Below are 20,844 nucleotides of genomic sequence, written 5' to 3' on the forward strand. Positions count from 1 at the left end.
ACACCAGCCTGCCCTGAAAAGGGGCGCGGGCATGACGGGGCGATCGGCCTCAGACGGCAGGCGGCCCGAGCAGCCGCAACAGCGCTGCCTCGCTGGGTTCCGCCGCGATGCGGATGCGGGCGCCGAAGACGTCGGCGAGCCGCTCGGCGACCCGCTGCGACAGGCATAGAAATTCCGCCGCCGCGAGCATCCGCACCGCTTCCGGCGGCCAGGAGAGTTCGAGAAAGCGGCCGGCAGCCTTGGCGGAATAAAGCAGCACAGCGTCGATCGGTTCCGCACCGACGGCCGTGGCGAGCTGGTCGCGCTCGTAGCCGATCGTGCGCGTGTCGTAGGTTTCCAGCGGATAAACGGCGATGCCGGCCTCCGCCAGCCGCGCCTCGAAACCGCTCATCCGTACCCGCCCGCACAGATAGACCAGGCGGGCGCCGTGCCGGACGCGGCGCATCACCAGCCCCGCCAGCGCGTCGGCATCGCCGTCCCCCGTCTCCACGGCGGCGAAACCGAGCGCCCGCGCCTGCTTCGCCGTCCGCTCGCCGACGGCGAAGCATTTTTTGGCTTTGAGGGCTTCGATCAATCCCGCGGGCGCATGCCGCAGCGCGTTGGCGCTGGTGACGGCGACGGCGTCGATATCCCCCGGCGGGGATTGCAGCTCGACTGGAAGCGCGACGGTTTCGGTCAGCGGCAGCCGCACCGGGACGAATCCGCGTTCGGCCAGCCGCGCGGCAGTGCGCGTAGCGCCCGGCTCGGGCCGCGTCACCAGGACGCGCGCGGCCATTCAGCTCCAGCCTTCGAAGAAGCGGGGGCCGGCCTTGGCGCGCACCGTTTCGCCGGCACGACGGCCGAGCGATGCCGCGTCGCCGGCGCGTCCCTCGATCGTCACGTCATGGGCGTTCTGCCCGTCCGGCGACAGAATCAGGCCGCCGAATCGCAGGCGGCCGCCATCCACGACCGCATGGCCGGCGATCGGTGTGCGGCAGGAGCCGTCGAGCGCCGCCAGGAAGGCGCGCTCGCAGGCCAGCGCCAGTGCCGTGTCGCGGTGGTCGAGCGGTTCCAGCAGCCTTGCGATTCGCTCGTCGCCGATGCGGCTCTCGATGCAGATCGCTCCCTGGCCGGGCGCCGGCGGGAAGACGTCGAGCGGCATCAGGTCGGTGATGACGTCGGCCATGCCCAGCCGCCTGAGTCCGGCGCAGGCGAGCATCGTGCCGGCGACCTGACCCTCCTCCAGCTTGCGCAGCCTGGTCTGCACATTGCCGCGGAAGGTGACCACGGAAATGTCCGGCCGCATGCGCCGGATCAGCGCCTGGCGCCGCAGCGAGGACGACCCCACCGTCGCGCCGTGCGGCAATCCTCGGATCGTCGGGGCCGCCCTGCCGATGAAGGCGTCGCGGACGTCCTCGCGCGGCAGGAAGGCCGAGAGCTCAAGCCCGTCGGGCAGTTGCGTCGGCATGTCCTTGGAGGAATGCACGGCGATGTCGATGCGGCGGTCGAGCAGCGCCTCCTCGATCTCCTTGGTGAACAGGCCCTTGCCGCCGGCCTCCGACAGCGGCCGGTCCTGGATGCGGTCGCCGCTGGTCGAGATCACCTCGATGGCGAAGGCCTCTTCCGGCAGGCCATGGGCGGCCATCAGCCGGGCGCGCGCCTCATGCGCCTGGGCGAGCGCCAGGGGGCTTCCGCGGGTTCCGATGGTGAGCGTCGCTGTTTGCATCCTGCCCGGTCCGTGATAGGCAGCCCGGCGGAGATGCCCGGCCGGGCCCCTCCTAACGGGGAAATCCCCGATGGACAATCTTGGACCATCTTAAGGCATGATCCGCGTCCTGGGCATAGAGACCAGTTGCGACGAAACAGCCGCGAGCGTCGTAGCGCTCGCCGATGACGGCCGGCCGCAGATCCTGTCGAATGCCGTGCTCAGCCAGATCGAGGAGCATGCCGCGTTCGGCGGGGTGGTGCCGGAGATCGCAGCGCGAGCGCACGTGGAGGCGCTGGACGGGCTGATCGAGGCCGCGCTCGCCGACGCCGGCACGACGCTTGCCGATGTCGACGCGGTGGCGGCGACCGCCGGGCCGGGGCTGGTCGGCGGGCTGATCGTCGGGCTGATGACGGCCAAGGCGATCGCCGCCGCGGCGGGCAAACCGCTGCTCGCCGTCAACCATCTCGAGGGCCACGCGCTGACGCCGCGGCTGACCGACGGCCTGCCTTTCCCCTACCTGCTGCTGCTCGTCTCCGGCGGCCATACGCAGATCGTGCTGGTGCGCGGCGTCGGCGACTACCAGCGCTGGGCGACCACCATCGACGACGCGCTCGGAGAAGCCTTCGACAAGACGGCGAAGATGCTCGGCCTACCCTATCCCGGCGGCCCGAACGTCGAGAAGGCGGCGAGGGCCGGGGATGCCGCCCGCTTCGCCTTCCCGCGTCCGATGAAGGGCGAGGCGCGGCCGGATTTTTCGTTCTCGGGCCTGAAGACCGCTGTCCGGCAGGCCGCGACCGCCATCGCGCCGCTCAGCGAGCAGGACGTCGCCGACATATGCGCGTCGTTCCAGGCGGCCGTCACCGACGCGCTCGCCGACCGGGTGTCGCGGGCGCTGGAGCGGTTCCGCGCCGAATACCCGGACGCGGCGGGGCCGGCGCTGGTGGTGGCGGGCGGCGTGGCGGCCAACCGGCTGGTGCGCTCGACCCTGGAAAAGCTCTGCGCCGACAACGGCTTCGGTTTCGTCGCGCCGCCCTTGGCGCTGTGCACCGACAATGCGGCGATGATCGCCTGGGCGGGCATCGAACGGCTGCGCGCCGGGCTCGCGCAAGCCGACGGCATGGATTTTTCGCCGCGCTCGCGCTGGCCGCTCGACAGCGTGTCGGCACCGGTCGTCGGCTCCGGCCGCCGGGGCGCCAAGGCATGAGCCGCGTTTGCGTGCTCGGCGGCGGTGCCTGGGGCACGGCGCTTGCTCTTACGGCACTACGTGCCGGCCGTCAGGTGTCGCTGTGGGCGCGCGAACCGCAGGCTGCCGAGGCGATCGCCATGGGCAGCAATCCGCGCTACCTGCCGGACCTCGCCTTCGAGGCCGGGATAAGGGCCACGACCGACATTGCGACAGCACTCGCCGGCGCCGAAACCGTACTCGTCGTCGTGCCGGCACAGGCATTGCGCGACACCCTGGCGTCGGCCGGGCCGCATCTTCCCGCCGGCGCGCCGCTGGTGCTGTGCGCCAAAGGCATCGAGAGCGGAACCGGCAGGCTGCTGTCCGAGATCGCCGCGGAAGCCTGCCCGGGCAGCAGCACCGCGACCCTGTCCGGCCCGAGCTTCGCGACCGACGTGGCGCGCGCCATGCCGACAGCCGTCGTGGTCGCGGCAAGGGATGAGGCGCTCGCCGCCGACCTCGCCGCGCTGCTGTCGACGCCGACCTTCCGCTGCTATTCGACCGGCGACCAGACCGGCGTCGAGATCGGCGGCGCGCTGAAGAACGTGCTGGCGATCGCAGCCGGCGCGGCGCAGGGCGCCGGGCTCGGCGCCAGCGCGCAGGCCGCTCTGGTGACGCGCGGCTTCGTCGAGCTGCGGCGCATCGGCATTGCCTTCGGTGCGCAGCCGGAGACGCTGATGGGCCTGTCGGGACTGGGTGACTTGGTGCTGACCTGCGCGTCGGCGCAATCGCGCAACTTCGCTTACGGGTTGGCATTGGGACGCGGCGAGCCGCTGGCTGGCCGGCCGCTCGCCGAAGGCGTGGCGACGGCGGGCATCGCGGTGCGCATCGCCGCCCAGAAGGGCGTCGACGCGCCGATCATCGCCGCGACGGCAAGAATCCTGGCGGGAAAACTGACGATTTCGCAGGCGGTCGAAAGCCTGATGTCGCGGCCGCTGAAGGCGGAGGCCGACTGAAATGAACTCCGTGGCCTTTCCCGCCGACCGCGCCTTGCATTAGAAAGCATCGAACGAGGAGCAATCCATGATTTTCGTCTTCACCTGCAAGGACAAGCCCGGCCACCTCCAGACGCGGATGGACAACCGCCCGCCCCATGTCGAATACCTTAACAAGCTCAATGCCGAGGGCACGCTGAAGTTCGCCGGCCCCTTCCTCGACGGCGACGGCAAGCCATGCGGCAGCCTGGTCGCCGTCGAGGCGGCGGACCTTGCCGCGGCGGAGGCGATCGCCGCGGGCGATCCCTACGCCAAGGCCGGCCTGTTCGAATCCGTCGACATCCGGCCGTGGAACTGGGTGTTCAACAATCCGGCCGCCTGAGCGCCGCGGATCTGAGACGAGGGGAAGCACCGTGCAGTACTGGCTCTTCAAATCCGAACCGAGCGCCTTTTCGTGGGACATGCTCAAGTCCAAGGGCAAGGCCGGCCAGGAATGGGACGGCGTGCGCAATTACCAGGCGCGCAACAACATGCGCGCCATGCAAATCGGCGACCTCGGCTTCTTCTATCACTCGAACGAGGGCCTCGCGGTGGTCGGCATCGCCGAGGTGTGCAAGCTGGCGCATCCCGACTCGACCACCGACGACCCGCGCTGGGAATGCGTCGACATCCGCGCCGTCAGGGATGTGCCGAAGCCGGTGACGCTGGACGACTGCAGGGCCAATCCGAAGCTCGCCAAGATGGTGCTGGTCAACAATTCGCGGCTGTCCGTGCAGCCGGTGCAGCCGGACGAATGGCGCGAGATCTGCCGCGTCGGCGGGGTCGACCCCGCGCCGTGACCGGGTCGCCGGCGGCACGTCCGCGCGTCGGCGACAGGACGCCGTTCATCCGCGCCAACACGGCGCTGATGGCGCCGCCGCATGTGCCGGAGATCCGGCTCCATCTCGCCGACGAGGCGCACGACCTCTGGCACCGCACCGAGGACGAGCTGCAGCAGATCGGCCTGCAGCCGCCCTTCTGGGCGTTCGCCTGGGCCGGCGGGCAGGGCCTCGCCCGCCATGTGCTCGATCATCCGGAAATCGTGCGCAGCCTCTCCGTCCTCGATTTCGCCACGGGCTCCGGCCTGGTCGCCATAGCCGCGGCTAAGGCCGGCGCGGGACGGGTGCTCGCCGCCGATATCGATCCCTTCTGCGAGGCCGCGATCGCGCTGAACGCCGAGGCCAACGACGTACGGATCGTGTTCTCGGCGGAGGACCTGGTCGGGCGCGACGAGGGCTGGGACGTCGTGCTCGCCGGCGACGTCTTCTACGACCGCGCCTTCGCCGACCGGCTGAAACCGTGGTTCTCGGCACTCGCCGCGCGCGGGGCGACGGTGCTGGTCGGCGATCCCGGCCGCGCCTACCTGCCGAAGCAGCGGCTGGAAAAGCTCGCCGTCTACGAGGTGCCGGTCACCCGGGCGCTGGAGGATGCGGAGGTGAAGCGCACCACGGTGTGGCGGTTCGGCTGACGCTGCTCAGATCACGTTCAGCTCGCGGAACGGCCTGCCCGCCGCGATCCGCTCGTAGCCGAAGGCGGAGCAGTCGACCGTGCGGTAGCCGCCATGCACGACCAGCTCGGCCAGCGCCCTGCCGACGGCCGGCGCCTGCTGCAGGCCGTGGCCGGAGAAGCCGTTGGCGAACAGGAAATTGCCGATCTCCGGATGCCGCCCGACCACGCCGTTCTGGTCGAGCGTGTTGTAGTCGTAGTGGCCGGCCCAGGCGCGCGTCGGCTTGATCGCCTCGAAAGCAGGGATGCGGGTGGCGAGCACCGGCCAGATCACTTCTTCGAAGAGCGGCCAGTCCGGATCGAAGTCGGCCGGATCGGCCGATCCCTCGTTCTCCTCGGATTCGGCGCCGCCGGTGATGTAGACCGCGCCTTCCGGCCGCACATAGATGCCGGACGGGTCGACCAGCAGCGGCATGTCGTCGAATTTTTCGCGCGCCTCGAAGACGAAGACGCTGCGCTTGCGCGGCTCGACCGGCAGCGCGATGCCGGCCATTTCCGCCACCCTGCCGGCGTTCGGGCCGGCGGCGTTGACGACGATGCCGGCTTCGAGCCGTTCGCCGTTGTCCAGGGTGACGGCCGTCACCCGCGCGCCGTCGCGCTCGATCCCGGCGACCGAGGCGGTGACAAGGTCGACGTTCTTCGTCCGCACCGCCTTGCGGAACAGCATCAGCAGCGCGTGCGCGTCGAACCAGCCCTCACCGCTGCGGCCATAGGCACCGGCGGCGACACCCTCGGTCGACAGCCAGGCGAAGCGGCGGGACAGCGCGGCGGCGTCCTCCAGCAGGATGTCGGCGCCCTCCGCGGCCTGTACCGTGTGATTGGCCTTGAGCACCGGCAGCCCGTCTTCGCTGGCGAGGATGAGATAGCCTTTCTCGCGAAAGCCGATGTCGGCCTCCGCGCCGAATTCCTCGGGCAGGCGGCGAAACAGCGAAAGCGTGAACTGCGACAGCCGGATGTTCTCGGCGATGGAGAACTGCTGGCGGATGGAGGCCGCCGACAGCGTGGTGGCGGATCGGGTGAATTGCGGATCGCGCTCGATCAGGGCGATGGTGCCGGAAAAGCCCTCCTCGCGCAGATACCAGGCGACCGAGCTGCCGACGATCGCTCCGCCGATGATGACGATGTCGTAGCGAGCCATGATGCTTCCGTTCCAATGCCGTCATCGGCTTACCAAGCAGCAACCGCGGGACAAGGCAAGCTCTTGCAAGGGCCGGCGACGCCGGGCAAGAAGGACGGATGGCCGCAGCCGTCGAAAAGCCCTTCCGTTCCGTGCTCTACGTGCCCGCCTCCAATCCCAAGGCGCTGGCCAAGGCGGGCTCGCTCGCCTGCGACGCCGTCATCCTCGACCTCGAGGATGCCGTGGCACCCGGTGACAAGCAGGCGGCGCGCGCCAATCTGAAGGACTGGTTCGGCCGCAGGCCGGTTGGCTCGCCGACCGCGATCGTGCGCATCAACGCGCTCGCGACCGAATGGGGCGCCGACGACCTCGCGCTCGCCCGAACGCTCGAGCCGGACGGCATCCTGCTGCCCAAGGTCGACACGCCGCGCGACCTGCTGGAGGCCGGCGACCTGCTCGACGAGGAGGCGGTGCCGGAACGGGTGAAGCTGTGGGCGATGGTGGAGACGCCGCGCGGCCTGCTCAACCTCGGCGCGATCGCCGAGCTCGGCCGCGACTCGGCGGCGCGGCTGGCCGGGCTGGTCGCCGGCACCAACGACCTCGTTAAGGAAACCGGCGTGCTCGCCACGCCTGACCGCCGCTACCTGGTGCCGTGGCTGATGCAGATCGTGCTCTCCGCGCGCGCCGGCGGGCTGGTGGCGCTCGACGGCGTCATGAATGATTTCCGCACTGCGGCGCTCTTCGAGCTGGAATGCGCCGAGGCGGCGGCGATGGGTTTCGACGGCAAGACGCTGATTCATCCCGCGCAGATCGGCCCGGCCAACGCCGCCTTCTCCCCGTCCGAGATGGCCGTTGCGGAAGCCAGGCGGATCGTCGAGGCCTTCGCGCTGGCTGAAAACGCCGGCAAGGGCGTGATTGTGCTTGACGACCGCATGGTGGAGCGGCTTCACCTTGCCCAGGCGCAGCGGTTGCTTGCCCGCGCTGCCGCCGCGCCGGCGACGGACCGATCGGAGAAGGACCCATGAAACTCTACCGTTTCCTCAGCGGACCGGACGATTCCGCCTTCTGCCACAAGGTGACCGCGGCCCTGAACAAGGGCTGGCACCTGTTCGGCTCGCCCACCTATTCCTTCAACGCCGAGACCAAGACCATGATGTGCGGTCAGGCGGTGGTGAAGGACGTTGACGGCAAGGACTACGAGCCCGGCATCAAGCTCAGCGACTACTGACCGTCGTCCCCGGCCTGGAGCCGATTCACCGCCGCTACCGGTCAGGACCGGGCGGCGATCCGGGTGAAGTGGCCCATCTTGCGGCCCGGCCGCGCCTCCGCCTTGCCATAGAGGTGGAGTACCAGGTTGGGCTCGGCGAGCAGCGCGGGCGTGCGCTCGATGTCGTCGCCGATGAGGTTTTCCATCACGCAATTGCTGTGGCGGTTGGCGTCGCCCAGCGGCAGCCCGGCGACGGCGCGGATGTGCTGCTCGAATTGCGAGACGGCGCAGGCGGCCTCCGTCCAGTGGCCGGAATTGTGGACGCGCGGCGCCATCTCGTTGGCAAGCAGGCGGCCGTCGGCAAGCACGAAGAACTCGACGCCGATGACGCCGACATAATCGAGCGCCCGCAGGATCGAGAAAGCCGCCTCGCGTGCCGCCTCGGCCGTGTTCGGCGAGATGGCCGCCGGCACGGTGGAGCTGTGCAGGATACCGGCGCGATGAACGTTCTCGGCGGGATCATAGGCGGCCATGGCGCCGTCAACGCCGCGCCCGGCGATGATCGAGATCTCGCGCGCGAACGGCACCAGGCTTTCCAGGATCAGCGGCACGCCGCCCATGGCGGCAAAGCTGCCGGCGACGTCTCCCGCATGGTCGCGGAAGAGGCGCTGGCCCTTGCCGTCATAACCGAGGCGCCGTGTCTTCAGGACGCCGCTGCCGCCGAACGCCGCGAGGCCGGCGCGCAGGTCGTCATCGCTGTCGACGGCGCGGAAATCGGCGGTGGAGACGCCGACGCGGTTGAGGAAGGATTTTTCGACGAGCCGGTCCTGCGCGGCCTCCAGCGCCTTGGCCGGCGGGAAGACCGGGACGTTTCCGGCAAGCCGCGCCGCGGCGGCCACTGGCACGTTCTCGAACTCGTAGGTGACGACAGCCGACAGGGCGGCGAGCTCGTCGAGGGCGGCGGAGTCGTCATAGGCCGCGACGATCTGGGCACTGGCGACCTGCGCGGCCGGGCAATCGGGCTGCGGCTCGAGCACGACGGTGCGGTAGCCGAGCCGGGCGGCGGCAATCGCCAGCATGCGGCCGAGCTGGCCGCCGCCGAGAATGCCGATGGTCGAGCCGATGGGGAGCGGAGCGCTCATGCGTCGGTCGGCGCCTCTGCGACCGCATCGGCCTGCCGCGCCCGCCAGTCGTCGAGACGCATCGCCAGATCCGGATCGCCGAGCGCCAGCACGGCGGCGGCGAGCAGCGCAGCGTTGACGGCGCCGGCGCGGCCGATGGCCAGCGTGCCGACGGGAATGCCGGCCGGCATCTGCACGATCGACAGTAGCGAATCCTGGCCGGACAGCGCCTTGGATTCAACGGGAACGCCGAACACCGGCAAGGGCGTCAGCGCCGCCGTCATGCCGGGCAGGTGCGCCGCGCCGCCGGCGCCGGCGACGATCACCTTGTAGCCGGCGGCCTTGGCACCGGTGGCGAAGTCGTAGAGCCGCTTCGGCGTACGGTGCGCCGAGACGATCCTGTCGTCATGTGCGACGCCGAGCGCATCCAGCGTCTCGGCGGCGTGGCGCATCGTCGCCCAGTCGGACTGGCTGCCCATGATGATCGCGACGTCGGCCACGCTTCGTCTCCCGGTCGGCGGCATGCGGCGCGCTTAGCGGAAATCCGCCCTGGTCGCAAGGACGGCTGGCGTAGAAGGTTTCCTCCGCAGGCGCCTGTGATGCAAGCGCGGCCGCGACCCGGCGCGGGCGCCGCCTCAGCCGCTCGTCCGGCCGGAAGCCGCATTGGGCGTCGACCTGATCATGTTGGCGATCAGAAGCCCGCAGACGATGATGGCCGCGCCGGCCACATGATATCCATGCAGGCTCTCGCCCAGCAGCAGGAAGGCCAGCAGCGCAACGAAGACGGCCTGAAGATACAGCAGCATGCCTGCGCGGCTGGCACCCAGCGTGTCGACGCTACGGTTGTAAAGATAATACATGAAGGCCCCGCCCGGGCCGGCAACATAGGCAAGGGCGAGAAGACCCTTGCCGTCGAGCGCCGACCGTTCGTCCCAGATGAGCTCCAGCCCATAGAGCGGAGCTGCCACGATCGCGCCGGCGCCCAGCAGCAGAACCAGCAATGGCAGGCGCTCGACGTCGAATTTGAGACGCCGCAGCAGGACGGTGTAGAGGGCCCAGCTGAGCGCGCTGACGAAGATCAGCAGCTCCCCCGGGTTCACCTGCAGCCGGACGAGGGCGGCGAGGTCGCCATGCGCGACGATCACGATCATGCCGAGGAGGGACAGGACGGCGCCCACCCCTTGCCATCCGCTCAATGTCTCACCGAGGATCAGCCGGGCCAGGATCATCGTCATCACCGGCGAAAGCGCCATGATGATGCCGGCCGTCGTCGCATCGGTGAAGTGCAGCGCCGTGTAGAGCAACCCCTGGCAGAGGGTCAGGCCGATGCCGGCGACCACCAGCAGTTCGATCGGCCTCGACCGCAGGAGGTGAAGCATGACCGGAAAGTGATGGCGTACGAAGGGGAGCAGCAGCGCGCAGGCAAGCGTCAGCCGCCAGAAGCACAGCGTCCATGGCGGCATTTCGGCGTTCGCCCATCGCGCGGCTATGTAGACGCCCGCCGAGAGAAACCAGCCCAGCACCGCGCCGGAATAGGCCACGCGCTGCGAGGTCCCGGCAGGGCTCGTCTCCTTGCTGTGCAGGGCAGCCAGGACGTGGATCGTCGCACCCTCCCATGACACGCCGGTCGACCGCCGATCAGGCTATGCCGCCGGTCGCAGCCACGCCAGCGATCTTTGCCATTGCCGCGGCGGAAAGCAATCGCAAATGCCGGGGATGACTCTCGTTGCGGGGCAGGCAGATCGCCTGCGTCCGGCCCGCCGGCCGGTCACGCAATTATGTCCGGGATCATCCGGTCTTCGAGCTTCGCCAGCCGGTCCTTGATCACCAGTTTCTTCTTCTTCATGCGCTGGATCTGCAGCGGGTCGCAGGCCATGGCGATCATCGCGTTGATGGCTGCGTCGAAATCGGCGTGCTCCTGCTTAAGCTTTGCAAACTCAAGACGAATCTCGGTCTGATCCTGGTCGGACATGGCTTCCGTCAGCAGAAGTTCCGGCGCTGCGTGCACCTATGGGGGCGGGTCCGGGCGCGCCAGCCCACCCGGCGCGGATTGAATACCACATTTCGCCGGTTCAGGAAATGCTACCACGCGGCATTCGACATTGCCACAATCTGGTGGCAGACTGTCACCGTACCGTCGCGAGGCGGCATGGGCGGGCGCCGCTTCAGATGCGGACGATCGAGGAAACCATGAAGGGAGCAGCAATCATGTCTCTTGCCAACCACCTTGACGAGCTGCAGCGGAAGCACGGCGACATCGAGCGCCAGATCGACGAAGCTTTGACGCATCCGTCGGTGGACGATCTCGAAATCGTCAGTCTCAAGCGGCGCAAGTTGGCGATCAAGGACGAGATTGAGAAGTTGCGGCATACCACGCACTGAAGAGAACCATAGACCGACCTTGAAGGCAGCCGGCGGCATGTCTGCCGCTGGCCCTCAGGGTAGTTTTCGTAGTTTCCTGGCTGCCGCTGCCGAACCATTTCCCTCAGCGGCCTGATGTCCCTGTTGTTCGCGCGATACGCCCGACCCATTTCGTGGAGCGGATTTGCAGCGGGCATCGCAACGGTCCGGCCGCTCCTTGCAGCGCACTGACGCCGGCGTGGGTCTTCGTCGATTATACGGCGGCGCCCGCCGCCGCTAAGCTAAGCCTGCCAGAACTGGTCCAGCCAGATGTTGAGCTTGAGGAATCCCGGCGCGCTCACCGCATAGACGCGCCGTGTGCCGTCGGCCCGCGCACTCACCAGGCCGGCATCGAGCAGGACCTTGAGATGCTGCGAGACCGCCGGGCGCGACACCGGCAGGCCCGAGGCGAGCTGGCCGACCGTCTTGGGGCCGCGGCGCAGCTCCTCCAGGAGATGCCGGCGGTTCGGATCGGAAATGGCGACGAAGGCGTCGTTGAGCATGCCCCTACCCTCCGCGACGAGGTTTGGCCGGATGCCGGCATTGCGTTCCGGGCGCGCCAGCTTCATGCAAGCGCGGCGGATTCTCAACCCTCTTGTTCGGCCGGCGTGCGCGGATCGAGCCGCGCCGCCTCGGGGGTGGCGCCGCGCTCGGAGGGCAGCGTGGTGAATGCCTCGCGTGCCTCGACGGGCACCGGCGCGCGCCGCGAGATGCGCAGCAGCGTGTAGGCGGCGAGCCCGAGATGAGCGAGCGCGGTGGCCAGGAACAGGCTCTCCGGCCGCATCCAGCTCATCAGCGAGGCGCCGATGACCGGACCGATCATCGTGCCGAAGCCGTAGAGCAGCAGCAGCCCGCCCGACACTTTCACAAAGTCCTCGGGCGCCGCGTGGTCGTTGGCATGGGCGACGGCCAGCGAATAAAGCGTGTAGGCGAGCGCGCCGTAGCAGGCCGTCATGGCGATCACCACGGCGCCGGCGCGCGGCGCCACGAAGAAGACCAGCAGGCCGAACACCGCCGCGCCGGCTCCCGCCGCCGCCAGCACGTAGCGGCGGTCGGTGCGGTCGGAGATGCGTCCGATCGGCAGCTGCAGGGAGGCGCCGGCGACGACGACAAGGCTCATCATCAGCGCGATCTCGGCCGTGGTGACGCCGATGCGCGCGCCGTAGACGGCGCCGAGCGTGCCCCAGGCGCCGTTGGCGACCCCGATCAGCAGGCAGCCGACCGAGGCGACCGGCGAATTGACGTAGAGCCCCTTCACGTCGAGCGACACGTCCTGCAGCGGCTTCGGCGTGTCGGCGGTCGACATGGCTGTCGGCAGCAGCGCCAGGCAGAAGAAGATGCCGGCGACCATGAACAGCGAATCGGAACGGATGTCGCCCGCCGCCACGATCATCTGCCCGGCCATGATCGAGGCGTAGGTGACCATCATGTAGAGGCCGAAGACGGTGCCGCGGTTCTCGTTGGTGGCCTTCTCGTTCAGCCAGCTCTCGATCACCATGAAGGCGCCGGCCATGGTGAAGCCGGTGGCGGCACGCAGCACGATCCAGGAGACCTCGTGGATCCACAGCCCGGTCAGCAGGGCGATGATGGCGCCGGACGCGGCGAAGGCACCGAAGGCGCGCACATGACCGGCGCGCCGCACCAGGCGCGGTGCGAAAAAGCAGCCGGCGACGAAGCCGCCGGCCCAGGCGGTGCCGAGCAGGCCGAGCACCGCGGTGGAAAATCCCTCGGCCTGGCCGCGAAGCGGCAGAAGCAGGCCGTGCAGGCCCGATGCGGCGAGCAGGAAGGCGGTGCCGCGCAGCAGCGAGAGGATCGGCCGGTAGGTCGCGAACATGATTCAATCCGAGTCAGAGGTACGAAGCGCCTCCGATACAATAGCCGATTCCGTCGATAGCGTGACCACGCTCGACCGACGCTCGGCGTAGGCTGGTTCGGGGAGTTCTCTCCGCGTGGATGACTATGTCTCATCCCCGCCAAAATAGTCTTCGATGTCCCGATGCCCCGCCATCACGTCGACGACCTCGAACACGTCATCCCGATAGCGGAAGAAAATCACATAGTTCTTGAAGGCCACGCTGCGCAGATCCGCCCGCAACTCCGGTCGTGGCCGGCCCATGCTGCCGGGCAACCTCGCAAGATGCCGACATTTTTGATGAATCTGTTCGCGGAAGTTCTCGGCCACCCTGCGGCTTCCGTCTCCCGCGCGATGTAAAGCGTGATGTCGGCGATATCAGCCCGCGCAGCGTCGGTATATCGCAGCCTTGCCACTATTTGCCCTGGGCCTGGGCAGCTTCCCATTGATCGAGGCGCTCGTCGATGTAGGCATCGACCTCGTCGGCACTGTGACTGCCGCCCTGCGCAATCGACGCATCGATGGTTTCGCGCAAGGCCTTCAACTTCGCCTCGCGCTCCTCCACCAGACGCAGCCCCTCCCGCACGATCTCGCTCTGCGAGCCATAGCGGCCCTCCCTCACCAGGTCGTTGACGAATTTTCCCAGCGTTTTCCGATCGACACGTTCACGGCGCAGCCTCCTCTTGGTGCTACCGTCGCAACCCATAACATAAACAGCGCAATTATTGTTAGCGACATTGCCGCCGATAACCGTCCGTTCTCACCTTCGGAACAGCGCCTCGGCCGCCGACTTGGTGGCGCCGCGCCGGCCGCGCTCCTCCTCCAGGCGGGCGATCTCGGCGGTGAGCTGGGCGATCCGCTCGCTCAGCTCGTCCGCAGACATCAACGAAATATCCTGCCCCACCACATGCGCGCTCGCCGGCTTGCGCGGCTCCTCGTCGAACACGGCCATCGGGTTGTCCTCCGGTTTGCCAGATCGGCGGCGAGATTACATAAGGGGGAGGCCCGGAGGCAAATGCCGGACGAATCGGTTTGGAGCGACGATGGCAGGTGACGTGAAAATTCCGGCGCGGATGACCGCCGTGGCGATCTCCCAGCCCGGCGGGCCGCTGGTGCTGAAGCCGGAGAAGCGGATGGTGCCCGAGCCGGGCGAGGGCGAGATCCTGATCAGGGTGCGCGCCGCCGGCGTCAACAGGCCGGACGTCATGCAACGCAAGGGTGCCTATCCGCCGCCGCCCGGCGCCTCCGATCTGCCGGGGCTGGAGGTTGCCGGCGAGGTGGCGGCGCTCGGCGCGGGAGCGCGGCGGTGGCGCGTCGGCGATGCCGTGTGCGCGCTTGCCCCCGGCGGTGGCTATGCCGAATTCTGCAAGGTTCCCGAAGCGCAGGCGCTGCCGATACCCGCCGGCTTCACCATGACCGAGGCGGCGGCGCTGCCGGAAACCTTCTTCACCGTCTGGCACAACGTGTTCGAGCGGGGTGCGCTGAAGCCCGGCGAGACGCTGCTGGTGCATGGCGGCACGTCCGGCATCGGCACGACCGCCATCCAGCTCGCCAAGGCGTTCGGCGCCACCGTCATCGTCACCGCCGGCGGCGAGGAGAAATGCGAGGCCTGCCGCAAGCTCGGCGCCGACCTCGCCATCAACTATCGCGAGTTGGATTTCGTCGAACAGGTGAAGAGCTTCACCGATGGCAAGGGCGCCGACGTCATCCTCGACATGGTGGGCGGCGACTATGTCGGCCGCAACTATTCCGCCGCCGCGGTCGAGGGCCGCATCGTGCAGATCGCCACGCAGGCCGGCGCGGTGGCGAGCGCCGACTTCTCGAAGCTGATGGTGAAGCGGCTCGTCCACACCGGCTCGACGCTGCGGCCGCGCTCGCTCGAGTTCAAGGGCGCGGTCGCCGCCGCGCTGGAGGCGCAGGTCTGGCCGCTGCTCGCCACCCGGCGGATCGAGCCGCTGCTCGACATGATCTTCCCGCTCAAGGAAGCCTGGCGGGCGCACGAGCGGATGGAGGAAGGCCAGCACATCGGCAAGATCGTGCTGGACGTGGCCTGAGCCGGCGAAAAACGATTGCAGGGCCGAGCCGGCGGGGAGCCGGTACGGCGGCTTTGCCTCAGGCCATGCCGAGGGCGGCCATGTAGAGGTCGAGGATCGCCTCCTCCTCCTGGCGCTCGTTGGCGTCCTTCTTGCGCAGGCGGATGATGGTGCGCACCGCCTTGGTGTCGAAGCCGGTGCCCTTCATCTCGGCATAGACGTCCTTGATGTCGTCGGCGATGGTCTGCTTCTCCTCCTCCAGCCGCTCGATGCGCTCGATGAAGGCCTTGAGTTGGCCGGCCGCCACGGTCTGGCTGGATTCGGTGATGTCTTCGGCCATGTCTGTCTCCGGATCGGCGAATTCGTTCATGCCGCGACTCGGCAGGGCCGCGGCGGACGCGGTTCGATGCCCGAAGCGGCTGGCAGGGTCAAGAGCGACGCGCGCTGCCGAAGGGGCAGTTCCCGGGATTCAGTGATCCTTCGGCCGGCTGGCCTCGAAGGCCGCCTTCTTGGCGTCGGAGGCCTCTGTCTGGTGGAGCGCCTGCCAGTCGGCATAAGGCATGCCGTAGACGATCTCGCGGGACTCGTCCTTGGACAGCGACGCGCCGGCGGCCTCGGCGGCCTCGCGGTACCAGTTGGACAGGCAGTTGCGGCAGAAGCCGGCGAGGTTCATCAGGTCGATGTTCTGCACGTCGCTGCGTTCGCGCAGATGCGCGACCAGCCTGCGGAACGCCGCCGCCTCGAAATCGCGTTTCTGCTCTTCGGTGAGTTCCGGCATCGATGCCTCCTTCATAGCGGCCCGGTGCGCGAGCCGTAGCGCCTGACTTCGTGTATATCGGGCCGGCGGTTGATCGCGTCAACGATGGGCGCGAGCCTGTCGGCCCAGGCTGCGGCGCCGGCCTCTTCGGCGATCAGGTCCTGGCGTATCTCGATCAGGGCGTGGGCGAAGCCGTTGACGATGGCGTGCCGGTACATGGTGTCGCCCTTGAGGGCGCCGTCATAGGGCTCGTTGTCGCCGACGGTCAGCAGCGGATCGGCCGCCAGCATGTCGATAAGCGGCCGCGCGACTCGATCGTCGTTGTCCCACAGGACGCCGGCGTGCCACGGCCGCGGGCGGCCCTGCATGACCGGGGTGAAGGAGTGCACGGAAAAGATCAGCGGCGGCGCGCCGCTCTCATGCGCCACCGACGCCACCATCGCCGACACCGCATCGTGGTAGGGGCGATAGTAGCGCGCTAGCCGCCGCTCGCGCTCCTCGGCGTCCATCGGGTAGTTGGCCGGCACGACGGTGCCGTCATAAAGCTGGCGGATCAGGGTCGGGTCGTCCTCGCCGCGATTGGGGTCGATCAGCAGCCGCGAGAAGGCGGCGAAGACGGCCGGCGCACCGAGCCGCGCGGCAAGCCGTCGCAGCACCGTCTCGACACCGATGTCGTAGGCGATGTGCCGTTCGAATTCGCCGGCGGGCAGCCCGAGGTCGCCATATTCCTCCGGAAGATCGCGGCGGGCATGATCGGCAACCAGCACGATGCCCCTGCGGCGGTCGCCCTCGATCAGTTCGAACGGGGCGAAAACTGCCATGCGTGTCATCTGGAATCTCAATTCATGCGGCAGGATGGCGCGTCTTTCCATGAAGCGGGGACTGGCGCAATGCCGTTGTTTCGACAATCTTGCGGCCGACATCGGTAGTGCGGGCAAGGCGGACGGTGCGCCGGTCATTAAATCGATTGGATCGGGCGGCCGGGCGCGTTGACATGCACGCGCAGTTTGCCGAAAAGGGGTCTCCGAGATGATTTCGTCGATTTCGAGAGGTATGGGAATGGTCCTTGCCGCCGGCCAGCGCAGGCACTGCGCCGTCGCCGCGGCCGCCGTTTTCGCGGCGGGACTAGCTCTGGGCACGAGCCAGGCGCGAGCCGATTTCCGCGTCTGCAACGCCACGCAGAATCTCGTCGGCGTCGGCATCGGCTACCGCGCCAAGGCGGGCTGGGTGACCGAGGGCTGGTGGCATATCGACGGCTCGAGCTGCAAGACGCTGATCGAGGGGCCGCTGTCGTCGCGCTTCTACTATCTCTATGCCGAGGACGCCGAGCGCGGCGGCCGCTGGGACGGCCCGATCACGATGTGCGTGGCCGAGAAGGAATTCAAGATCGCCGGTGTCACGGACTGCGTCGCGCGCGGTTTCCAGCGCGTCGGCTTCCAGGAATACGACACGGCCGAGCAGGCGAGCTGGATGGTTCAGCTGACTGATCAGCCCGCAGACGGCGCGAACGCCGCAGCAAACGGAGCTTCGCCGCCATGAGACGCAGCCGCAAGGTCAAGATCCTCGCAACCATCGGTCCGGCGTCGTCGTCGGTCGAGATGATCCGCAAGCTGTTCGAGGCGGGTGCGGATGTCTTCCGCATCAACATGAGCCACAGCGACCATGCGCTGATGCGCACGCTGGTCGAACGCATCCGGTCGGTCGAGCAGGAGCTGGGACGGCCGATCGGCATCCTCGCCGACCTGCAGGGTCCGAAGCTCCGGGTCGGCAAGTTCGCCGACGGCAAGGTGGCGCTCGAGGTCGGCCAGGCCTTCACCCTCGACGACGATCCGACGCCCGGCGACGCCCGGCGCGTGCACCTGCCGCATCCGGAGATCCTGCAGTCTGTTGCCGTCGGCGACCGCCTGCTGATCGACGACGGCAAGCTGCAGCTGAAGGCGGTGCGCTGCGACGGCCGGTCGATCGGAACGATCGTGGTGGCGGGCGACCGGATCTCCGACAAGAAGGGCGTCAGCCTGCCAGACACGGAACTGCCGGTGGGCGCGCTGACCGAGAAGGACCGCGCCGATCTCGACGCGGTGCTGGCGACCGGCGTCGACTGGGTGGCGCTGTCCTTCATCCAGCGGCCGGACGACCTTGCCGAGGCGCGCAAGATCGCGCGTGGCCGGGCGCTGCTGATGTCCAAGATCGAGAAGCCGCAGGCGGTTACCCGGCTGGCCGAGATCATCGAACTCTCCGATGCGCTGATGGTGGCGCGCGGCGACCTCGGCGTCGAAATGCCGCTGGAGATGGTGCCGGGCATACAGAAGCAGATCACCCGCGCCGCGCGGCGCGCCGGCAAGCCGGTGGTGGTCGCCACCCAGATGCTGGAATCGATGATCACCGCGCCGGTGCCGACACGCGCCGAGGTGTCGGACGTCTCCATCGCCGTCTTCGAGGGGGCGGATGCGATCATGCTCTCGGCCGAATCGGCCGCCGGCTCCTATCCCGTCGAAGCGGTGGCGATGATGAACCGCATCGCCGAGCAGGTCGAGCGCGACCCGCTCTATTCGAGCATCATCAACGCGCAGCGCTCCGAGCCGGAAGCGACCGGCGCCGACGCCATCTCGCTGGCTGCGCGGCAGATCGCCGAGACGCTCAACCTGTCGGCGATCGTCAGCTACACCGCCTCCGGCACCACCGGCCTGCGGGCGGCGCGCGAACGGCCGCGCGTGCCGATCATCGCGCTGTCGCCGGTGGTGGAGACGGCGCGGCGGCTGTCGCTGCTGTGGGGCACGCATTGCGTGGTCACGCCCGACGCTTCCGATCTCGACGACATGGTCAAGCGCGCCTGCACGATCGCCCAGGCCGAAGGCTTCGGCGGCGAGGGCGACCGCGTGATCATTACCGCGGGCGTGCCGTTGCGCACCCCCGGCTCGACCAACATGCTCAGGATAGCCTATCTCGGCACCGACGGACGCCGCTGAGAGCTACGAAGGCGCGAGTTCCGGCCCGCCTGGCTTCTCATCGACGCAAACCGCCCTGCGCGACCGATCGCCGGCGATCCGCGCCTCGACGGCCCGCGCCGCGGCGGCGAGGTCGATCGGCTTGCCGGACAGCTTCTCCACTGCCGCGACGATCAGGTCCGGGGCGATCCAGTCCGGCTTGTGGCCGAGATTTCTCACCCAGACCAGTTCGGCCCCGGGGATGTCGCGCGCCAGGCCGAGCGAATGGACCTCCTCGTAGACGACGCTGTCGCAGTCGCCGGACATGACCACGGTCGGCGCGGCGATCTCGCCATAGCGCGGCGCGTGGACGAGCGCGGCGGGATAGAGGCTCTGCACGTCGACGGCGTTCGCCCGGAAGGCCGCCGGGCGAAGCACCAGCGCGATCGAGGCGCGGGCGAGATAATCCTTCGGCGTTGGGTTCGGAGCGAAGACCTCATCCGTCACCGCCGCGATCCTGAGCGCGCCGGCGGGATAGGCGACGAGCTCGGAAAACAGCCGCCCGGCGATGGGCAGGGCCGCCACCGAATAGTACCAAGAGGTGCGGCCGCCCGGCCACGGATGAGTGGCGGCGGAGACGAACAGCAGCCCGGCGACCTTCGCCGGATGGTGAAGCGCGAAGGCGGCCGCGATCGCTCCGCCGAAGGAATGGCCGACGACGATCGCTCTGGCGATGCCGCGGCGCCGCATCAACTCCGCCAGGAGTGCCGCCTGCGCCTCCGGCGTGTCGTGGCCGCTGCCGCGCGACGACCAGCCATGACCCGGCCGGTCGAAGAACAACGTCTCGGCGCGGCTCTCCAGCAACGGGCGCAGCGGCACCATCTGGTCGTTCAGGTTGGCGCTGGCGCCATGGATGAAGACCACCGGCGGCAGGTCCGCGCCGGTGGGCGCGGGATGGTGGACGTAGTGGATGCGCGCGCCGCCGATCTCTTCAAAGGCGCCGGCCGGCGGATGGGCGCGGGCGATCGACCAGGCGCCGAGCCGCGTGACGGCGGCGAGCAGGACAAGAACAGCAAGCAGGAGAATGGCGGTCGAAGAAAGGCTCATGCTGGACGGAAACTGCCGGCGGACGACGTCCTGCCTTATATGCCGGCCGGCGTGCCGCGATCAAATGCCTTCGCCGGTCAGCTCTTCCGACAGCGTCGCCACTTCGCCCTGGGCGCTGCGCAGCATGGGGTAGATGTCGAGCACGCGCTGGTAGGCGTCGAGCGCGCGCTGCTTGCGGTCGGTTTCCTTCATGATCTGGGCAAGCCCGGAGATCGCACCGAAATGCCGCGGCTCGAGTTCCAGCGTCCTTTCGATGTCGGCCATCGACTTGCCGAAGCTGCGCATCATGAAATGCACGGTGGCGCGGCGGTTCCAGCCCTCGGCATAGTCGGGCGACAGGGTCACGACCTGATCGAGGAAGTCGAGCGCGACATCGAACTTCTTCTTCTCGATCGCCTGCTGCGACCATTGCATCATCAGGTCGGTGGTGGCGCTGCCGGAATCGTTCCATTCCTGCCAGATGCGGCCGGCGATGCGCTCCGCCGCCTTGGCGTTGCGCTCGCGCTTCAGCGACACGAACAACGCGTCTATGCGTTCGGCCTGCGTCTTGGGCGCGGCGGCTTCGGGGTTCTCGGCGGAAGGTTGCTGCGGCGGGGCGGCCGCCGTCTCGACGGCAAGGGCGGGCGCGGCGGCCCAAGCCAGCGCAAGTCCCGTCAGCAAAACAAAACGATTCCGCATTCCCTGGACTCTAGGCCCCGGAAGCGGAACGTCAAACTGAAAATCGCGTGATGCGCGGCCGGCGAGCCGGCCGCGGCGGCAAGGGCTCAGCCCTGGCGCGCCTTGTAGCGGGGCGCGCTCTTGTTGATGATGTAGATGCGGCCCTTGCGGCGAACCATGCGGTTGTCGCGATGGCGGCCCTTGAGGGCCTTGAGCGAGTTCTTGATCTTCATCGGTCTGGCCTGTCGAACTGCGGCCCCGGCAGGGCCAACGGAAAGGC

General features: G+C 68.6%; 30 protein-coding genes. 12 read left to right on the forward strand and 18 right to left on the reverse strand.

The window, feature by feature from the left end; translation table 11 throughout:
• Positions 1-49 precede the first annotated feature (49 nt).
• Both AC5JDC_RS00345 and hemC read right to left on the reverse strand, forming a co-directional pair.
• The gene (locus AC5JDC_RS00345) at positions 50-775 is read right to left on the reverse strand and encodes a uroporphyrinogen-III synthase (protein WP_495838082.1); all 726 of its coding nucleotides are present in this window, start codon (positions 773-775) and stop codon (positions 50-52) included.
• Positions 776-1,705, reverse strand: coding sequence for a hydroxymethylbilane synthase (gene hemC, locus AC5JDC_RS00350; RefSeq protein WP_495838084.1), 930 nt, complete (start codon positions 1,703-1,705; stop codon positions 776-778). It abuts the gene before it with no gap.
• A gap of 100 nt (positions 1,706-1,805) precedes the next feature.
• On the opposite strand from hemC, the gene tsaD reads away from it, so the two are divergent.
• The 5 genes from tsaD (at position 1,806) to AC5JDC_RS00375 (ending at position 5,351) form a co-directional block, all read left to right on the forward strand.
• Positions 1,806-2,891, forward strand: coding sequence for a tRNA (adenosine(37)-N6)-threonylcarbamoyltransferase complex transferase subunit TsaD (gene tsaD, locus AC5JDC_RS00355; RefSeq protein WP_495838201.1), 1,086 nt, complete (start codon positions 1,806-1,808; stop codon positions 2,889-2,891).
• Positions 2,888-3,865 (forward strand): NAD(P)H-dependent glycerol-3-phosphate dehydrogenase, encoded by a 978-nt coding sequence (locus AC5JDC_RS00360; protein ID WP_495838086.1) that lies wholly within the window; start codon positions 2,888-2,890, stop codon positions 3,863-3,865. The genes tsaD and AC5JDC_RS00360 overlap by 4 nt, the downstream gene beginning before the upstream one ends.
• A 67-nt stretch (positions 3,866-3,932) precedes the next feature.
• Entirely contained in the window at positions 3,933-4,226 is a 294-nt protein-coding gene (locus AC5JDC_RS00365) for a YciI-like protein (protein WP_106773183.1), read from the forward strand.
• A gap of 31 nt (positions 4,227-4,257) precedes the next feature.
• Positions 4,258-4,683 carry an EVE domain-containing protein gene (locus tag AC5JDC_RS00370; protein WP_495838089.1) on the forward strand — a complete coding sequence of 142 codons (426 nt, stop codon included), beginning with the start codon at positions 4,258-4,260 and terminating at the stop codon, positions 4,681-4,683.
• A 68-nt stretch (positions 4,684-4,751) separates the two neighbouring features.
• On the forward strand, positions 4,752-5,351 hold the full coding sequence (locus tag AC5JDC_RS00375; protein WP_495838203.1) for a class I SAM-dependent methyltransferase: 600 nt from the start codon (positions 4,752-4,754) through the stop codon (positions 5,349-5,351).
• A 6-nt stretch (positions 5,352-5,357) separates the two neighbouring features.
• On the opposite strand, the gene AC5JDC_RS00380 is transcribed toward AC5JDC_RS00375, so the two are convergent.
• Positions 5,358-6,527, reverse strand: coding sequence for an NAD(P)/FAD-dependent oxidoreductase (locus AC5JDC_RS00380; RefSeq protein WP_495838091.1), 1,170 nt, complete (start codon positions 6,525-6,527; stop codon positions 5,358-5,360).
• Positions 6,528-6,625: 98 nt separating this feature from the next.
• On the opposite strand from AC5JDC_RS00380, the gene AC5JDC_RS00385 reads away from it, so the two are divergent.
• On the forward strand, positions 6,626-7,531 hold the full coding sequence (locus tag AC5JDC_RS00385; protein WP_495838093.1) for an HpcH/HpaI aldolase/citrate lyase family protein: 906 nt from the start codon (positions 6,626-6,628) through the stop codon (positions 7,529-7,531).
• Positions 7,528-7,734 carry a DUF1737 domain-containing protein gene (locus tag AC5JDC_RS00390; protein ID WP_106773178.1) on the forward strand — a complete coding sequence of 69 codons (207 nt, stop codon included), beginning with the start codon at positions 7,528-7,530 and terminating at the stop codon, positions 7,732-7,734. Before AC5JDC_RS00385 ends, AC5JDC_RS00390 begins: the two co-directional genes overlap by 4 nt.
• Before the next feature lie 41 nt (positions 7,735-7,775).
• Here AC5JDC_RS00390 and AC5JDC_RS00395 read toward each other — a convergent pair whose 3' ends face one another.
• The 4 genes from AC5JDC_RS00395 to AC5JDC_RS00410 all read right to left on the reverse strand — a co-directional run bounded on the left by AC5JDC_RS00395 (position 7,776) and on the right by AC5JDC_RS00410 (position 10,806).
• The gene (locus AC5JDC_RS00395; RefSeq protein WP_495838095.1) at positions 7,776-8,855 is read right to left on the reverse strand and encodes a 5-(carboxyamino)imidazole ribonucleotide synthase; all 1,080 of its coding nucleotides are present in this window, start codon (positions 8,853-8,855) and stop codon (positions 7,776-7,778) included.
• Entirely contained in the window at positions 8,852-9,313 is a 462-nt protein-coding gene (gene purE, locus AC5JDC_RS00400) for a 5-(carboxyamino)imidazole ribonucleotide mutase (RefSeq protein WP_495838205.1), read from the reverse strand. Before purE ends, AC5JDC_RS00395 begins: the two co-directional genes overlap by 4 nt.
• Before the next feature lie 156 nt (positions 9,314-9,469).
• Positions 9,470-10,435 (reverse strand): DMT family transporter, encoded by a 966-nt coding sequence (locus tag AC5JDC_RS00405; RefSeq protein WP_495838207.1) that lies wholly within the window; start codon positions 10,433-10,435, stop codon positions 9,470-9,472.
• Positions 10,436-10,602: 167 nt separating this feature from the next.
• Positions 10,603-10,806, reverse strand: a complete 204-nt coding sequence (locus AC5JDC_RS00410; RefSeq protein ID WP_106773175.1) for a YdcH family protein — start codon at positions 10,804-10,806, stop codon at positions 10,603-10,605.
• A gap of 236 nt (positions 10,807-11,042) precedes the next feature.
• Between AC5JDC_RS00410 and AC5JDC_RS00415 the strand changes: the two genes are divergently transcribed.
• Positions 11,043-11,216, forward strand: a complete 174-nt coding sequence (locus AC5JDC_RS00415; protein ID WP_106773174.1) for a YdcH family protein — start codon at positions 11,043-11,045, stop codon at positions 11,214-11,216.
• Between the two features lie 260 nt (positions 11,217-11,476).
• Here AC5JDC_RS00415 and AC5JDC_RS00420 read toward each other — a convergent pair whose 3' ends face one another.
• From AC5JDC_RS00420 to AC5JDC_RS00440, 5 genes are all read right to left on the reverse strand, one after another.
• Positions 11,477-11,737 carry an ArsR/SmtB family transcription factor gene (locus AC5JDC_RS00420; RefSeq protein ID WP_106773213.1) on the reverse strand — a complete coding sequence of 87 codons (261 nt, stop codon included), beginning with the start codon at positions 11,735-11,737 and terminating at the stop codon, positions 11,477-11,479.
• Positions 11,738-11,820: 83 nt separating this feature from the next.
• Entirely contained in the window at positions 11,821-13,068 is a 1,248-nt protein-coding gene (locus AC5JDC_RS00425) for an MFS transporter (RefSeq protein WP_106773173.1), read from the reverse strand.
• Positions 13,069-13,191: 123 nt separating this feature from the next.
• Positions 13,192-13,416 (reverse strand): type II toxin-antitoxin system RelE/ParE family toxin, encoded by a 225-nt coding sequence (locus AC5JDC_RS00430; RefSeq protein ID WP_495838098.1) that lies wholly within the window; start codon positions 13,414-13,416, stop codon positions 13,192-13,194.
• 85 nt (positions 13,417-13,501) lie between these two features.
• Complete coding sequence (locus tag AC5JDC_RS00435; RefSeq protein ID WP_495838100.1) at positions 13,502-13,792, reverse strand: type II toxin-antitoxin system ParD family antitoxin; 291 nt, start codon at positions 13,790-13,792, stop codon at positions 13,502-13,504.
• Positions 13,793-13,846: 54 nt separating this feature from the next.
• Complete coding sequence (locus AC5JDC_RS00440) at positions 13,847-14,038, reverse strand: DUF1192 domain-containing protein (RefSeq protein ID WP_106773170.1); 192 nt, start codon at positions 14,036-14,038, stop codon at positions 13,847-13,849.
• A 91-nt stretch (positions 14,039-14,129) separates the two neighbouring features.
• On the opposite strand from AC5JDC_RS00440, the gene AC5JDC_RS00445 reads away from it, so the two are divergent.
• Positions 14,130-15,140 (forward strand): NAD(P)H-quinone oxidoreductase, encoded by a 1,011-nt coding sequence (locus AC5JDC_RS00445; protein ID WP_495838102.1) that lies wholly within the window; start codon positions 14,130-14,132, stop codon positions 15,138-15,140.
• A 58-nt stretch (positions 15,141-15,198) separates the two neighbouring features.
• Here the strand turns inward: AC5JDC_RS00445 and AC5JDC_RS00450 are convergent, their stop codons facing one another.
• From AC5JDC_RS00450 to AC5JDC_RS00460, 3 genes are all read right to left on the reverse strand, one after another.
• Entirely contained in the window at positions 15,199-15,459 is a 261-nt protein-coding gene (locus AC5JDC_RS00450) for a DUF2312 domain-containing protein (RefSeq protein WP_106773212.1), read from the reverse strand.
• Positions 15,460-15,588: 129 nt separating this feature from the next.
• Positions 15,589-15,897 (reverse strand): DUF1244 domain-containing protein, encoded by a 309-nt coding sequence (locus AC5JDC_RS00455; RefSeq protein ID WP_495838104.1) that lies wholly within the window; start codon positions 15,895-15,897, stop codon positions 15,589-15,591.
• 11 nt (positions 15,898-15,908) lie between these two features.
• A complete protein-coding gene (locus AC5JDC_RS00460; protein WP_495838106.1) occupies positions 15,909-16,706 on the reverse strand; it encodes an N-formylglutamate amidohydrolase in 798 nt (265 codons plus the stop codon).
• Here AC5JDC_RS00460 and AC5JDC_RS00465 point away from each other — a divergent pair.
• From AC5JDC_RS00465 to pyk, 3 genes are all read left to right on the forward strand, one after another.
• Positions 16,696-16,869: a hypothetical protein gene (locus AC5JDC_RS00465; RefSeq protein ID WP_165816097.1), complete on the forward strand. Its 174-nt coding sequence runs from the start codon at positions 16,696-16,698 to the stop codon at positions 16,867-16,869. The genes AC5JDC_RS00460 and AC5JDC_RS00465 overlap by 11 nt on opposite strands.
• Positions 16,870-17,007: 138 nt before the next feature.
• Positions 17,008-17,415, forward strand: a complete 408-nt coding sequence (locus tag AC5JDC_RS00470; protein WP_106773211.1) for a DUF1036 domain-containing protein — start codon at positions 17,008-17,010, stop codon at positions 17,413-17,415.
• A complete protein-coding gene (pyk, locus tag AC5JDC_RS00475) occupies positions 17,412-18,842 on the forward strand; it encodes a pyruvate kinase (protein WP_495838109.1) in 1,431 nt (476 codons plus the stop codon). Before AC5JDC_RS00470 ends, pyk begins: the two co-directional genes overlap by 4 nt.
• Before the next feature lie 3 nt (positions 18,843-18,845).
• Here the strand turns inward: pyk and AC5JDC_RS00480 are convergent, their stop codons facing one another.
• The 3 genes from AC5JDC_RS00480 to ykgO form a co-directional block, all read right to left on the reverse strand.
• The gene (locus AC5JDC_RS00480) at positions 18,846-19,907 is read right to left on the reverse strand and encodes an alpha/beta fold hydrolase (RefSeq protein ID WP_495838111.1); all 1,062 of its coding nucleotides are present in this window, start codon (positions 19,905-19,907) and stop codon (positions 18,846-18,848) included.
• A 60-nt stretch (positions 19,908-19,967) separates the two neighbouring features.
• On the reverse strand, positions 19,968-20,585 hold the full coding sequence (locus AC5JDC_RS00485) for a tetratricopeptide repeat protein (RefSeq protein WP_106773164.1): 618 nt from the start codon (positions 20,583-20,585) through the stop codon (positions 19,968-19,970).
• Between the two features lie 86 nt (positions 20,586-20,671).
• Positions 20,672-20,797 carry a type B 50S ribosomal protein L36 gene (ykgO, locus tag AC5JDC_RS00490; RefSeq protein ID WP_106773163.1) on the reverse strand — a complete coding sequence of 42 codons (126 nt, stop codon included), beginning with the start codon at positions 20,795-20,797 and terminating at the stop codon, positions 20,672-20,674.
• Between the last annotated feature and the right edge of the window lie 47 nt (positions 20,798-20,844).

The organism is Kumtagia sp. (assembly GCF_059502445.1).

Excerpts from the sequence above, each read along its gene's own strand:
- AC5JDC_RS00345 (WP_495838082.1), bottom strand. The coding sequence starts at position 775 with ATGGCCGCGCGCGTCCTGGTGACGCGGCCCGAGCCGGGCGCTACGCGC.
- hemC (WP_495838084.1), bottom strand. The coding sequence starts at position 1,705 with ATGCAAACAGCGACGCTCACCATCGGAACCCGCGGAAGCCCCCTGGCG.
- AC5JDC_RS00360 (WP_495838086.1), top strand. The coding sequence starts at position 2,888 with ATGAGCCGCGTTTGCGTGCTCGGCGGCGGTGCCTGGGGCACGGCGCTT.
- AC5JDC_RS00365 (WP_106773183.1), top strand. The coding sequence starts at position 3,933 with ATGATTTTCGTCTTCACCTGCAAGGACAAGCCCGGCCACCTCCAGACG.
- AC5JDC_RS00375 (WP_495838203.1), top strand. The coding sequence starts at position 4,752 with ATGGCGCCGCCGCATGTGCCGGAGATCCGGCTCCATCTCGCCGACGAG.
- AC5JDC_RS00380 (WP_495838091.1), bottom strand. The coding sequence starts at position 6,527 with ATGGCTCGCTACGACATCGTCATCATCGGCGGAGCGATCGTCGGCAGC.
- AC5JDC_RS00385 (WP_495838093.1), top strand. The coding sequence starts at position 6,626 with ATGGCCGCAGCCGTCGAAAAGCCCTTCCGTTCCGTGCTCTACGTGCCC.
- AC5JDC_RS00390 (WP_106773178.1), top strand. The coding sequence starts at position 7,528 with ATGAAACTCTACCGTTTCCTCAGCGGACCGGACGATTCCGCCTTCTGC.
- AC5JDC_RS00395 (WP_495838095.1), bottom strand. The coding sequence starts at position 8,855 with ATGAGCGCTCCGCTCCCCATCGGCTCGACCATCGGCATTCTCGGCGGC.
- purE (WP_495838205.1), bottom strand. The coding sequence starts at position 9,313 with ATGGGCAGCCAGTCCGACTGGGCGACGATGCGCCACGCCGCCGAGACG.
- AC5JDC_RS00410 (WP_106773175.1), bottom strand. The coding sequence starts at position 10,806 with ATGTCCGACCAGGATCAGACCGAGATTCGTCTTGAGTTTGCAAAGCTT.
- AC5JDC_RS00415 (WP_106773174.1), top strand. The coding sequence starts at position 11,043 with ATGTCTCTTGCCAACCACCTTGACGAGCTGCAGCGGAAGCACGGCGAC.
- AC5JDC_RS00420 (WP_106773213.1), bottom strand. The coding sequence starts at position 11,737 with ATGCTCAACGACGCCTTCGTCGCCATTTCCGATCCGAACCGCCGGCAT.
- AC5JDC_RS00425 (WP_106773173.1), bottom strand. The coding sequence starts at position 13,068 with ATGTTCGCGACCTACCGGCCGATCCTCTCGCTGCTGCGCGGCACCGCC.
- AC5JDC_RS00435 (WP_495838100.1), bottom strand. The coding sequence starts at position 13,792 with ATGGGTTGCGACGGTAGCACCAAGAGGAGGCTGCGCCGTGAACGTGTC.
- AC5JDC_RS00440 (WP_106773170.1), bottom strand. The coding sequence starts at position 14,038 with ATGGCCGTGTTCGACGAGGAGCCGCGCAAGCCGGCGAGCGCGCATGTG.
- AC5JDC_RS00445 (WP_495838102.1), top strand. The coding sequence starts at position 14,130 with ATGGCAGGTGACGTGAAAATTCCGGCGCGGATGACCGCCGTGGCGATC.
- AC5JDC_RS00450 (WP_106773212.1), bottom strand. The coding sequence starts at position 15,459 with ATGGCCGAAGACATCACCGAATCCAGCCAGACCGTGGCGGCCGGCCAA.
- AC5JDC_RS00455 (WP_495838104.1), bottom strand. The coding sequence starts at position 15,897 with ATGCCGGAACTCACCGAAGAGCAGAAACGCGATTTCGAGGCGGCGGCG.
- AC5JDC_RS00465 (WP_165816097.1), top strand. The coding sequence starts at position 16,696 with ATGCGTGTCATCTGGAATCTCAATTCATGCGGCAGGATGGCGCGTCTT.
- AC5JDC_RS00460 (WP_495838106.1), bottom strand. The coding sequence starts at position 16,706 with ATGACACGCATGGCAGTTTTCGCCCCGTTCGAACTGATCGAGGGCGAC.
- pyk (WP_495838109.1), top strand. The coding sequence starts at position 17,412 with ATGAGACGCAGCCGCAAGGTCAAGATCCTCGCAACCATCGGTCCGGCG.
- AC5JDC_RS00480 (WP_495838111.1), bottom strand. The coding sequence starts at position 19,907 with ATGAGCCTTTCTTCGACCGCCATTCTCCTGCTTGCTGTTCTTGTCCTG.
- AC5JDC_RS00485 (WP_106773164.1), bottom strand. The coding sequence starts at position 20,585 with ATGCGGAATCGTTTTGTTTTGCTGACGGGACTTGCGCTGGCTTGGGCC.
- ykgO (WP_106773163.1), bottom strand. The coding sequence starts at position 20,797 with ATGAAGATCAAGAACTCGCTCAAGGCCCTCAAGGGCCGCCATCGCGAC.